The 13,003-nt window shown below is 45.7% G+C and carries 11 protein-coding genes; 8 read left to right on the forward strand and 3 right to left on the reverse strand.

Features of this window, described 5'->3' with window-relative positions; translation table 11 throughout:
- Positions 1–117: 117 nt before the first annotated feature.
- Entirely contained in the window at positions 118–393 is a 276-nt protein-coding gene (locus LRL21_RS27085; protein ID WP_240418901.1) for a hypothetical protein, read from the reverse strand.
- Between the two features lie 169 nt (positions 394–562).
- Here LRL21_RS27085 and htpG point away from each other — a divergent pair, with 169 nt between their 5' ends.
- Both htpG and LRL21_RS27095 read left to right on the forward strand, forming a co-directional pair.
- Entirely contained in the window at positions 563–2,443 is a 1,881-nt protein-coding gene (gene htpG / locus LRL21_RS27090; protein WP_240418902.1) for a molecular chaperone HtpG, read from the forward strand.
- 230 nt (positions 2,444–2,673) lie between these two features.
- Positions 2,674–4,011: a cytochrome P450 gene (locus LRL21_RS27095; RefSeq protein ID WP_240418903.1), complete on the forward strand. Its 1,338-nt coding sequence runs from the start codon at positions 2,674–2,676 to the stop codon at positions 4,009–4,011.
- A 1-nt stretch (position 4,012) separates the two neighbouring features.
- Here the strand turns inward: LRL21_RS27095 and LRL21_RS27100 are convergent, their stop codons facing one another.
- Positions 4,013–4,840, reverse strand: coding sequence for an SDR family oxidoreductase (locus tag LRL21_RS27100; RefSeq protein WP_240418904.1), 828 nt, complete (start codon positions 4,838–4,840; stop codon positions 4,013–4,015).
- A 187-nt stretch (positions 4,841–5,027) separates the two neighbouring features.
- Here LRL21_RS27100 and LRL21_RS27105 point away from each other — a divergent pair, with 187 nt between their 5' ends.
- Both LRL21_RS27105 and LRL21_RS27110 read left to right on the forward strand, forming a co-directional pair.
- Positions 5,028–5,636 (forward strand): TetR/AcrR family transcriptional regulator, encoded by a 609-nt coding sequence (locus LRL21_RS27105; RefSeq protein WP_240418905.1) that lies wholly within the window; start codon positions 5,028–5,030, stop codon positions 5,634–5,636.
- Positions 5,637–5,734: 98 nt separating this feature from the next.
- Positions 5,735–6,694 carry a dihydrodipicolinate synthase family protein gene (locus tag LRL21_RS27110; RefSeq protein WP_240418906.1) on the forward strand — a complete coding sequence of 320 codons (960 nt, stop codon included), beginning with the start codon at positions 5,735–5,737 and terminating at the stop codon, positions 6,692–6,694.
- A 140-nt stretch (positions 6,695–6,834) separates the two neighbouring features.
- Here LRL21_RS27110 and LRL21_RS27115 read toward each other — a convergent pair whose 3' ends face one another.
- Positions 6,835–7,881 (reverse strand): LacI family DNA-binding transcriptional regulator, encoded by a 1,047-nt coding sequence (locus LRL21_RS27115; RefSeq protein WP_240418907.1) that lies wholly within the window; start codon positions 7,879–7,881, stop codon positions 6,835–6,837.
- 111 nt (positions 7,882–7,992) lie between these two features.
- Between LRL21_RS27115 and LRL21_RS27120 the strand changes: the two genes are divergently transcribed.
- The 4 genes from LRL21_RS27120 to LRL21_RS27135 all read left to right on the forward strand — a co-directional run bounded on the left by LRL21_RS27120 (position 7,993) and on the right by LRL21_RS27135 (position 12,707).
- Positions 7,993–8,355 (forward strand): Na-translocating system protein MpsC family protein, encoded by a 363-nt coding sequence (locus LRL21_RS27120; RefSeq protein ID WP_240418908.1) that lies wholly within the window; start codon positions 7,993–7,995, stop codon positions 8,353–8,355.
- A gap of 186 nt (positions 8,356–8,541) precedes the next feature.
- A complete protein-coding gene (locus LRL21_RS27125; RefSeq protein ID WP_240418909.1) occupies positions 8,542–10,893 on the forward strand; it encodes an FdhF/YdeP family oxidoreductase in 2,352 nt (783 codons plus the stop codon).
- 12 nt (positions 10,894–10,905) lie between these two features.
- Positions 10,906–11,736, forward strand: a complete 831-nt coding sequence (gene fdhD, locus LRL21_RS27130) for a formate dehydrogenase accessory sulfurtransferase FdhD (protein WP_240418910.1) — start codon at positions 10,906–10,908, stop codon at positions 11,734–11,736.
- Between the two features lie 203 nt (positions 11,737–11,939).
- Entirely contained in the window at positions 11,940–12,707 is a 768-nt protein-coding gene (locus tag LRL21_RS27135; protein WP_240418911.1) for a sugar phosphate isomerase/epimerase family protein, read from the forward strand.
- Positions 12,708–13,003 lie beyond the last annotated feature (296 nt).

A 13,003-nucleotide genomic window follows, 5' to 3' on the forward strand; every position in this document is an offset into this window, starting at 1 on the left:
CCGCTTTCTCCGCTCCGGTTTGGTGTTCTTTAGTTCATCTTATATAATTTTAATTTAAACCATATATCAAGAAGACCAGGGATATTCGACTCTGGTCTTCTTGATATATTTATAATATTAAAGATTTAAAAGTCCGGTGATAGCTTCGTAAGCATCTTCTTGGAAGGATATTTGACGACGCAGCGGAAGCTTTTTCACCGGACTTTTAAAGCAAGCAGCACCAAGCTCAGGTGTAGAACAAGAGAGGGAACGGCTGTGGGGTGGAGAAGCGGCAGCGTCCGCCTTTGAAGCTCGTGTTCCAACCACTGCAAGCCTGCATTCATGGAATACGGCTTCGACAGCGGTCGGAATCCCATAGTCGCTTCCCTCCCCACGCACCAAAGTAAATTGCACATCAATGACGCCATAAGTCTTTTTTCTTAATAATTGACAATTTGCAACTATACATAACCTGCACGCTATATTGACATTAAAAGCGAGTAATGATATAAAAATAGAGAATAGCACTCAAAGGCTGAGAGTGCTAATCTATTTTTGTTCGATACTCAAAGGAGAGATTCAAATGGAAAAAAAGCAGTTTCAGGCAGAATCCAAGCGATTATTGGAAATGATGATCAATTCCATTTACACACAAAAAGAGATATTTCTCAGAGAGTTGATTTCCAACGCGAGTGATGCCATCGACAAGATCTATTACAAAGCATTAACAGACGATAAACTGGTCTTTGACAAAGACAGCTACTATATCAAGGTTACGGCCGACAAAACGAGCAGAACGCTAACAATCCGCGATACCGGAATTGGCATGACCAAAGAAGATCTGGAAAATAATCTTGGCGTCATCGCCAAGAGCGGTTCCCTTGCCTTCAAAAAGGAAAACCAATCCAAAGACGGTCATGATATTATCGGCCAGTTTGGCGTTGGATTTTATTCCGCTTTTATGGTGGCGGATGTAGTTACCGTTATCAGTAAGTCTATTTATGAAGACAGTGCCTATAAGTGGGAGTCGACGGGTGCAGAAGGTTATACGATTGAAGCGTGTGATAAGGATTCCGTCGGTACGGAGGTCATCCTGAAAATCAAAGACAATACAGAGGATGAGAGCTTCGACGAATACTTAGAGGAATACCGTTTGAAAGCAATTATTAAAAAGTACTCCGATTTCATTCGCTACCCGATCAAGATGGACGTAAGTGGCAAAAGGCTGAAAGAAGGAAGCGAAAGCGAGTTCGAGGACTACCAGGAAGAGCAGCATGTGAACAGCATGGTTCCGATCTGGAGAAAAAACAAAAGCGAGCTGACACCCGAGGATTACGAAAAGTTTTATGCGGAAAAGCATTACGGCTTCGATAAGCCGCTCAAGCACATTCATATCAGTGCGGATGGAGCGGTGGTGTACCAGGCTATTTTGTTTATTCCTGAGAGCACGCCTTATGACTTCTACTCCAAGGAATACGAAAAAGGACTGGAGCTATATTCCAATGGCGTGCTGATCATGAACAAATGCGCTGATTTGCTTCCGGATTATTTTAGCTTTGTCAAAGGGATGGTTGATTCCGAAAGCTTATCGCTTAACATTTCCAGAGAAATGCTGCAGCATGACCGCCAGTTAAAGCTGATTGCCAAGAACATTTCAAGCAAAATCAAGAGCCAACTGCAAAGCCTGCTGAAGGACGAAAGAGAGAAGTATGAACAATTCTACAAATCGTTCGGCAGACAGCTTAAATACGGGATTTACAGCGATTACGGCAGCCACAAGGACGTATTGCAGGATTTAGTTATGTTCTACTCCTCGAAAGAGAAAAAGCTGGTCACGCTGGATGAGTACGTATCGAGAATGCCGGAAGAGCAAAAATACATTTATTATGCATCCGGTGAGTCGAACGAAAGAATTGAAAAGCTTCCACAGACAGAGCTAGTATCCGATAAAGGCTACGAAATCTTGTATTTCACTGATGATATCGATGAATTTGCGATTAAAATGATTATGAAATATAAAGACAAGGAATTCAAATCCGTATCCAGCGGCGATCTGGGTATTGAAGTGGAGGATAACGAAAAGGATACAGATGCCGAGAAGAACGACAATCAAGCTTTGTTCGAGCATATGACAAGCTTGTTGAACGGTAAAGTAACCCATGTCAGAGCGTCCAAAAGGCTCAGAACGCATCCGGTTTGCTTGTCTACAGAAGGCGAGCTCACGATTGAGATGGAAAAAATATTACAAGCGATGCCGAACAATCCTAATGTAAAAGCAGATAAGGTGTTGGAAATAAACGTAAATCATGCTGTGTTTGAATCCTTGAAGGACTCCTATGAGAAGGATAAGGAGAAGCTGAACCTGTATACGGCGTTGTTATATAATCAAGCCTTGCTTATCGAGGGATTGCCGATTCAGGATCCGGTGGAGTTCACCAACGATATTTGTAAAATTATGGTTTAATAGGTGTGGAACGATGAAACGGCAGAAATGCCGTTTTTTTTTTATAATATCAGAATTTCTAAGTTTTCAGCAGAGCTGAATATTCTGATATTGCAAGAAAAGCAACCTATCTTCACCGAATAGGCTTCGATCAGAAGCTTTTCTTACATTCATATCCAGTGGGATAGTGTAATCGAAAAAGGGAAGCTTATACATATTAAGGAATAAGGATCAGCGAGAGGCGTGATTACATGTTCAGCAATCATACAGTTTCGGGATTAAACATCAAGAATCTGCTGAAATTCAGAAACAATCCATTACATTTTTTAACTGAAATTCGCGAGCTGGGTGATATTGTTGAGATTGGTCACAGAGCTAATCGCAAAATATTCGTGTTGAATCATCCGGATTTGATCAAAGAGGTTCTAGTTAACAAAACTTCGAGTTTTCGTAAAGGAAAAGGACTGCAGATTGCTGGTAAATTTCTAGGCCAAGGATTATTAACAAGTGAAGGTGATACTCATAAACGCCAGCGGCGGTTGATGCAGCCTCAGTTTCATGCCAAGCATATATCTTCTTTTGCAGGTGTCATGGTGGAGCATACGGAACGAATGCTGGATACCTGGGTCAACCAGGAAGATAGAAATATACATCGGGATATGACGGAATTAGCTCTGGAAATCATAAATAAAACGATGTTTGGTCATACCCTGACTGAAGATGTAGATCAAATAGGAGAAATTATTGAGGCGGGAAGCCGAAGAAATATGCAACAAGCCAAAAGTGTGATTAGTGTGCCAAAGTTTTTTACCAAAAAAACAGACGATAAACTGCAGGAATCACAAGGTTATCTGAATCGAATTATTTATTCAATGATAGAAGAAAGACGTAAACAGCCGTATGAAGAACACCACGATCTGTTATCCCTGCTTCTCGCAGCTACGGATGAGGATGGTACTCGGATGACAGATCAGGAAATTCGTGATCAGCTCATTACGATCTACATAGCAGGGCATGAAACAACAGCGAATACGTTGTCCTGGACCTGGTTTTTGTTAGCTCAGAACGCAACCGTCGAAAAGAAGCTGTGGGCTGAACTGGATGAAGTATTAGGAGGCAACTCACCCAGTTTGCCCGATATTCCCAAACTCAAGTATACGAACCAAATCATTCAAGAATCGATGCGACTGTATCCGGCCGCGTGGATGATTGGGCGGGAAGCCACAGAACCGGTGGAGATAGGCGGGATGAACATTGCTCAAGGTGATACGATTTTTATGAGTCAGTATGCGATGCACAGAAACCCCAAATATTTTGCCAATCCGAATCAATTCAGCCCAGAACGCTTTGATCATGATTTTTTGAAAACCATCCCTGCATACGCTTATTTTCCTTTCGGAGGAGGTCCAAGGGTTTGCATAGGAAATAACTTTGCACTCATGGAAGCAGCAATTATTGTGGCTGTAGTAGGTCAAAGATACAGATTACAGCTGTTGGACTCCCATTCGGTTAAACCTGAGCCTTTAATTACTTTGCGAGTACAAGGCGGCTTACCGATGAAGGTTATGGAAAGAAATCAACATGCCTAAACTACATGGAAAACTCCTTTCCCAAATAAACGTCAGGTGCAGTCATATAGACTTCGCGCACTACCACATTTTGAGGTTGATTGAGGACATAGAGGACTGCTTTGGCGATATCGTCTGCACTCAAAAATATTTGACCCATGGCAGCATGAATACGTTCGAGCAGTGCATCGGGTAGATGCTCGTCCTTCTTGATTTCCACATCGATGCCAAGCTTGCCAGCAAGCTCTTGAATCCGCGCCGGGTCAACGCTTCGACCGAAATTTGTCGCAACTGCGCCTGGCATAATAGTACTTACCCGGATTGGTTCGTCCGCCAACTCGTGTGTTAATGCTTCACAAAGGGCATTGACCATATGTTTGGTAGCGCTATAAAAATCTTTGCCCGGTTCTTTGGCATTGCCTGAGGAGATATTGATGATGTGTCCGACAGCGGCATCGGGATGCTGGCGCATTGCACGAATAGCTGCTTGTGACCCGGCCAGCAGGGCCATAATATTGACATCGATCATCTCACGCCAAATATCGGGATCAGCCTCAGCGATTTCCCCATGCAGGTGCAGACCGGCATTGTTGACCATAACGTCCAATCTTCCAGTTTGCTGTGCAGCTTGCTGAACAAAATGCTGAAGCTTCTGGATATCGCGAATATCAAAAGCGCTGATACTTGCGCGGCCCCCCGTTTTTTCGATTTGATCACGTATAAGCTCCAGCTTATCCTCGTTTCTTCCTGTCATGTAGACGTGCATTCCCGCTTGAGCCAGATGAATTGCTATAGCACGTCCGATTCCGCTTGAGGCACCTGTGACGATGGCTGTTTTTATATTTGACAAGTGGATCACTCCTTTTTGGTATATAAACAATAATCAACACATTGTTGATTTACTTGATTGATGTTTATTATAATGTAAGTAATTTTGACTTACAATAATCACAATTACGCTGAATGTTTCATACTAGACAGGTATTGCGGTTCTGTTTATTAACCGCGTACATGACTTGGAAGGATTGTGTTTGCACATGGAAAAAGCCAATGATCTGAGAGTTATACGAACCAAAAAGCTGATCGAAGATGCTTTTCTGACCATTATGGAAGAGCAAGGGTTCGAGGGTGTGACGGTCAGGAGCTTATCGCAAAAGGCAGGGATCAATAGAGGAACCTTTTATTTACATTATCAGGATATTTACGATTTGATGGAAAAGCTGGAGGATTGCTTGATCGAGGGAATGAATGGTCTTTCCGATGATGAAGCTCCAAGAGATCTCACGAGTCTTGACACTGATAATGAACCTTTCCCCTTGATCATGTCCTTCTTTGATTATATGAATGCCAACCCACGCATGTTCAAACTGGTGTTTGATCCCCAAGTGCCGAGTTTCGGCCATAAGCTGACTTCCCTGCTGCATGACCGGATGTATGCCAAGATCCCACTGGAGCTGAGGGATTCCCACAAACAAACGATGCCGCCTGATTATCTTATTGCTTATTTTAGCTCTGCCTATTTCGGAATTATTCACCATTGGTTTGCATCGGGAATGGAACTTTCCCCACGGGAAATGGCATTGATGATAACTCGTTTGATTCGACATGGCCCCTTGGTAGCGGCGCTGAAGGAGACAGGGAAGTAGAGAACACGATACTTTTGAATTGACAGTTCACGGATTTGAAAATATAATCAGTATTAGGAATAACGTTTTAGCAAACTATTAGAAAGAAGGATACTTATATGGAGCAGCCTGCAAATCTTATCGTTGACGGTGTGTGGCCGACTATGGTTACCCCTTTTACGGAGTCAAATGAAATCGATTACAATGCACTGGAAAAGCTCGTTGAATGGTATATTGCCAAAGGGGTAGACGGCTTGTTCGCCGTGTGTCAGTCGAGTGAAATGTTCAAGCTCTCTCTGGAGGAGAGAGTGCAGCTAGCCGGATTCGTCAAGAAGCAGGCTGCTGGCAGAGTGCCGGTGATCGCTTCCGGTCACGTATCCGATTCCATTCAAGATCAGATCGAGGAAATTAAAGCAATTTCCGCGGTGGGAATCGATGCTTTCGTAATGGTAAGCAACCGTCTGGCAGCACAGGATGAGTCAGATGAAGTATGGAAGCGCAATGCGGAGATTATATTGGCGGCTGTGCCTGACGTCGCACTTGGCATTTACGAATGTCCATTTCCTTATAAAAGATTGATGTCGCCCGAATTGCTTGCCTGGTGCGCATCGACTGGGAGATTTTTGTTCCTGAAGGATACCTGCTGCGACGTGGAGCAAATTCAAGCCAAATTAGATGCAGTTAAAGGAAGTCAGCTCAAAATTTTTAATGCGAATTCAGCAACCCTGCTGGAAACTCTAAAGATCGGCGCGGCAGGCTTTAGCGGGATTATGGCAAATTTTCATCCCGATCTGTATGCATGGTTGTTTAACAACTGGAACAAGGACACGGACAAAGCGGCTCTGGTGCAGAGCTATCTGGGAGTTTCCTCGATGATTGAGCATCAGCTGTATCCATTGAATGCCAAATACTACTTGCAGCAGCAGGGACTAGGCTTTACGCTTCAATGCCGTGCGAGGAACCAGGAAGATTTTATAACGAAAGAACGACTTGTTATGGACCAGATGAAACAGTTGGATCAGTGGTTAAGCTTATTCGTGAGCGGGCAGGCTGCTGTTGCGAATACTATAGCGAAGTAAGTGGAGCAGGGCAGCAATCATTCTTAGTCCAAGGATATGCCATAATCGGAAAAAGCAAACAGCAGAACCGTTGATGACGGAACTGCTGTTTTTGTTTTGTGGCTATCTATCAGGAACATTGGCATCAGCTGTATGAGCAGCTATCGATTGACTGTTGTAAATTCTCCACAGGATTGCCTGATGACCAGGTGGGGCTCGAACATGCGCGCAGCAGGTGGAACAACCTGATGATGCAGGACATCGACGATCATCTGAAAGCAAGCCTTGGCCATCTCCTCAACCGGAAAATGAACCGTGGTTAATGGAGGGACAGTGAAGCGGGCGATCTCATTGTCATCGTGTCCAACCAGCTCCATATCCTCAGGAACGCCTATTCCTGCTTCTCGCAGGGCTGCAAGTACACCTACAGCCATTTGATCACTAAGTACGAATAAAGCTGTAGGCCGATCTTCAGAAGCCTGCAGCAGTGCTTGTGCCGCCTGATAGCCGCCTTCCTCCGAGAACTCCCCCTCCGTTATATGATCAGGGTTAATGGAAAGTCCAAGCGTTGCTGCCTTATCAATAAACCCCTGCTTGCGGTACTGGATGGCTCTGGAGGATACTCTCGGAACGATGACACCTGCATGAGTGTGACCTCTGCTTGTAAACAAACGGGCAACCTCCTGCCCAGTATGCTCATTATCTACATTAATCGTACAAAATTTATCGGAATACCGCTGATACAGCACAACTGGAACCAGAAGCGGTGTCGTTTGTAGAAAGGCCTCATCCTCATCCGTAGCATTCGCAATAATCGCTCCATTGAAGCGGGTACCCGTCACAAGGCTTTTGACATCTTGAATCCGGCCTCCCACGTAAGGCTGAACTAACAGCTCATACTCGGTTTCCTGCGCGTGCATACTCTCCTGAATCCCTTTTAAATAACGACCGATCAGCGAAGCTCGTGTATCCATGGTCCAAAATAATGCAATGATCGGAGCGACCGTTTCTCCACCACTGCGCAGACGACGAGCCGAGATATTAGGACTGTAGTTAAGCGCCCGGGCTGCTTCCAAAATCCGTTGTTGGGTTGCCGCCGAGATCCGTAGTGCGTTTCCCTTTCCATTCAAAACAAGTGAAGCCGTGCCTTGGGAAACCTGTGCAAGCTTGGCTATATCTTTAATACTGGACAGTGTGTTCACCACCATTCACTGAAATACTTATTAATCGTATTATAGCTTAATTTGCTTAGGGATTGAACTCTGTACAGTACCATGATAAAATTTGCTTCATAGACCCGAAAATGAGGGATTCTCGGTATGAACAAAAAGGAAGCAGAGTTCAGCAATTTAGTGAAAGCGTTTCGAAAACGACATATGGGCAAGGGACCGCGGGAAATCCGGACTACCTTTTGCAAGCAGTGGGCAATTTGTGAGATGGAAGGCAACTTGTCCCCGGTGGAAAAGTTCATCGCCTCAGGAACGGAAGGCAAGCAGGTATTGCGCACAGCGCGTACCGAAATGGTGAAAGATATTTATCGCAATCACCCGCCGATAGAAATGGAACAGCTGCTAGGTGCCAAATTTATCGAGCTGTTCGTAGATATCGATCTGGAAAAAGATTTCGGGATGTCGATATTTGTGTTCGATCAGGATATTGAAAGCAAGTTTTTATTAAAATAAATCGTTGAAACCGTCATAATTGCATACCTGTGCCGTTGGCACTTGGCAGCGACCCTGCTCAAGACTAACAGCCGCATCAGAACCTTTATTTTTGTACCAACAAAAAACGAAGGGACTGCTGCGGCTTTTTTTGTGAATGCATTGGCTTTGCTGATCATTTTGAATGAAACCAAGGAGGTAATCTGGTTGGGTAAAACACAACATACGGGACCCATTAAGCTCCCCAAACGACTGGATCCGAAGCTGTGGGTGAGTAAAGCTCCCTTCGGATTGGGGCAAGTCAAACCACATCATATTAAAGAATCATTGAAGATTGCCTGGGAGAATAAAGATCAACTGCCATATGCCTATCGAATATTGACACAAGGCGTGTGTGATGGCTGTGCACTCGGTGTATCCGGACTGTATGACAGGACGCTTGCAGGACCGCATGTATGTACGACCCGACTTAACGTTCTGCGTCTCAATACGATGCCGGAGATCAGACCGGAGGTACTGCATCAGGATATTGCAGAGCTGCGGACCATGGACAGTGCAGCGCTGCGCAAGCTGGGCCGAATTCCGTATCCGTTGATACGCAGGCCTGGGGAGAACAGGTTTGCCAGACTTCCATGGGATGAGGCTCTCGAGCTGATCGCCGCAAAAATTCGAGCTATCGATCCCAAGCAGCTTGCTTTTTATTTGACAGGACGTGGCATCACTAATGAATCCTATTACGCTGCAGGCAAGGTTGCACGCTTGCTGGGAACGAATCATATAGACAACGCCTCCAGAATCTGCCACTCACCATCCAAAACAGCGCTTAAGCGTTCTGTCGGAATCGGGGCTTCCAGCTGTAATTATAAGGATTGGATTGGCACCGATGTGCTCGTGTTCTGGGGCAGTGTAGCCGCCAACAATCAACCGGTATCGACCAAATATATGTACGCGGCCAAGCGCAAAGGCACCCGGATTATCGTCATTAACCCTTACCATGAGCCATCGATGGATCAATATTGGATTCCCTCTATCCCAGAGTCTGCGTTATTTGGGACCAAGCTGACCGATGACTTTTATCAGGTTCATATTGGTGGGGATATCGCTTTTATGAACGGTGTGATGAAGCACTGGTTCGAGATGGAAGAAGCGAGTCCAGGCTCTGCGGTAGATCATGCCTTCATTGAAGCGCATACGAACGGTTATGAACAGCTGAAGGCTCATGTCAGGGTGCAGGATTGGGAGCTGCTGGAACGCTCATCAGGACTGAGCCGTGAACGCATGCTGGAATTTGCCCGTTTGCTGGCTGCGGCGAGATCAGCTGTATTCGTCTGGAGTATGGGGCTGACGCAGCATCGTTTCGGTACGGACAACATTTCACAGGTGGCGAATTTGGCCTTGCTGCGAGGATTTCTGGGCCGTGAGTTTTGCGGGTTAATGCCCATTCGCGGACACAGCGGGGTACAGGGATCCGGAGAAATGGGTGCAGATCCGTTCAGCCTGCCCGGAGGCGAATTCAATGCGGATGGTATTGCACGCATGGAACGGGCATGGGGCTTCGAGCTGCCCAAATGGCAGGGGGATATTGTCGGAGTCTCGTTGGAGAATTCGATGCTTCCTGATGACCACGAGCGTAAGCTGAAGCTTTTTTATACGTCAGGAGGAAATTTTTTGGAAACGATGCCTGACCCCGATTTCGTTCGCAAATGTCTGGAAAATGTCGATATTCGGGTGCATCAGGACATTGTGTTGAATACGTCTACGCTTGCTGAAGCGAGGGAGGCCGTGATCGTATTGCCTGCGATGACTCGCTATGAGCAGCCTGGAGGTGGAACCTCGACATCCACAGAGCGGATGGTCTATTATTCACCGGAAATCAAAGGGCCAAGAGTCAGTGAGGCACGTGCAGAGTGGGCCATCTATGCCGAGCTTGCAGCCAAAGTAAATCCAGCGTATGAACGATTGATCGCTTTTCAGAGTGCAGAGGATATTCGGCGTGAAATTGCTGCTGCGGCCACTTATTATGATGGTATTCAGCATTTATCCGAGCGTGGCGATGTGTTTCAATGGGGCGGCGCCTGGCTCTGCGAGGATGGAGTGTGCCCGACCGCGGATGGCCGCGGTAATCTGATCCCCATCGAACAACCTGAGCTTCGTAAGCCGGAAGGGCATTTCCGTGTCACGACCCGCCGCGGCAAGCAGTTTAATTCCATGATCTATAGTGCCACCGATCCTTTTAATGGAGCCGACCGTTACGATGTGCTGATCAATCCGCAGGATGCTAAATCACTGCAGCTTAAAGCGGGTGATGCTATCGTAGTATATAACCAATACGGATTGCTTCATGGGTGGGCGAAGCCGGTTCCGATTCAACAAGGTAATATTGAGGTTCATTGGCCTGAAGGCAACAGCCTGATTCCCAAAGGTGTCTATGAAGCTCACGCAGGCATACCAGAATATAATACAGCTGCAGTTGTAGAAAAGGCGGAAACGTTCCATGCCCTTAAAGACACCAAATACGTCGAAAAACGAGTGCTGGAGCTGGAAACGGAAATGGGGTGAAGCCGAATGGGAATGGACTTTATGGATGACTTTGCAATTGAACAACCAGTAACGGCCACATGGCGTATATTGAAGTATTCCGGTGGTCAATTTAACGAGCAGGAAGACGTAGTGGCTTCTGAATATCCGCTTACTGTTCGAATAGACGGAGAGGAGTTTGCCACCATCGTATGCAGTCCTTCGGATCTGGAGGATATGGCGATTGGTTTTCTTGCCTCTGAGGGGGTTATTCGCGTCATCGAGGATATCCGTACGTTAAAGCTGAATGTGGAGCGCGGTTTTGTCGATGTTGAGCTCAAGGTTAAGCAAAACACCAGCAAGGATTCGTATAACAAGCGATTCATTGGCTCTTGCTGCGGGAAGAGCCGGCAGTTTTATTTTCATAATGATGCGAGAACAGCCAAGACGATCCCATTACGTACTCGTATTAGTGCTGTACGCTGTCTGGAGCTGATGAACCAGCTTCAGCAAGCTTCCGCTGAGTTTCATCATACCGGAGGTGTGCATAATGCGGCGTTATGCAGTGCTGACAGCGCTGGAGCGCCTGTCTCGCTCATTCGTTCAGATATAGGCAGACATAATGCACTGGACAAAATTTTTGGACAATGCATCAGACACCGCATCCCGCTTCAAGGAAAGGTTATTGTTTTTAGTGGGAGAGTTTCCTCTGAGGTGCTGCTGAAGGTGGCGAAGATTGGTGTAGGTATCCTGCTGTCCAAGTCGGCCCCGACAGGACTGGCGCTTGAACTTGCCCATGACCTTGGGATTGCTGTAATCGGATTTATTCGCGGGCATTCTTTTAATGTGTATACCCATTCGGAACGGTTGGAAATCGATAATTAAATTTCCTTCAGCGAAAAAAGTGAGGTGTTTGATGTCAAGGTCAAGATATGTTGATTAATTGAAAAAACCGACAAGAAATGTCCTGAAACGATAATATATTTACTGTAAAATTAACCGTAGGCGATGAGCATTTACAGGAGCTTTGCAAGCGTCAGGGTTCCTTCCGTCTTTTTGTGATAAACATACCCTAAGGAGGTATTGTAATGACCGCATTTGGTTGGTGTATGCAGATCGAGCATGCTGAGGAGCTTCAAAGATATGGATATGATTATATTGAATGTTCAATTGCTCCCTTGTTGAGTCAGGATGAAGAGGCTTTCAAGAAAGCGTTACCTTTGTATATCAATAGCCCACTTCCGGTTAAAGCCTGGAATGTGCTATTTCCCGGAGATATTAAAGTCGTAGGTCCTGAGGCTAATGAAACGATCATCACGAACTATTTGGCCAGAGCCGTAGATACGATGTCTCAAGCAGGATCATCCATTTTTGTATTTGGAAGTGGAAGATCACGCAGCATCCCAGAGGGTTGGGAGCATGCACGTGCAGAGGAGCAGCTATTAAGGCTGCTAAGGATCATTGCGGAGCAGGTTAAGGGAACTAATCTTACTCTGGCTATCGAGCCTCTAAACACCAAAGAATCGAATGTGATCACGAGTGTAGCTGAAGGTGTGCATTATGCCAAGCAAATTAATGATCCCGCTATTCGTGTATTAGCTGATTTTTATCATATGGATGAAGAATCTGAGCCATTGGAAACCATTGTCGCTCATAAGGATTGGCTGTCGCATATTCATATTGCCGATACGGGGCGTCAGTCTCCCGGAACTGGTCAATATCCGTATGAACGCTTTGTTGCGCAATTGAAGGCAGCAGGCTATAACGGTATGGTGTCGGCAGAATGTACGGTCAAGGATCGCGCTCAAGAGCTGCCGGCTTCACTGAGCTTTATGAAAGAGCAGTGGTCGAAATAAACGAATCGCAATTGCTGTAAAGCTGCTACAAAAAAGAAGTCACCGTTGATCCCAACGGCAAACTGGTACTCTTAGTCAAGGATACTTTAAAAAAATTGTTAGGCTAAACTTAAGAGATGATTCCTGTATTGAGCACTGAAACAGGAGTCATCTTTTTTAGTCCCCACTGATTGTGCTATGATTAACTTATCAACATAGGCACGGACCCGCTTTGGCGGGCCCATAGCTACAGCCACATTCATTTGTAAAAAATCATAAGGGCGTCCGGCAGGAAAAAATGCTCCGCGCACCTCATG

The sequence above is a fragment of the Paenibacillus periandrae genome (assembly GCF_022458865.1).
Classification (GTDB): domain Bacteria; phylum Bacillota; class Bacilli; order Paenibacillales; family NBRC-103111; genus Paenibacillus_S; species Paenibacillus_S periandrae.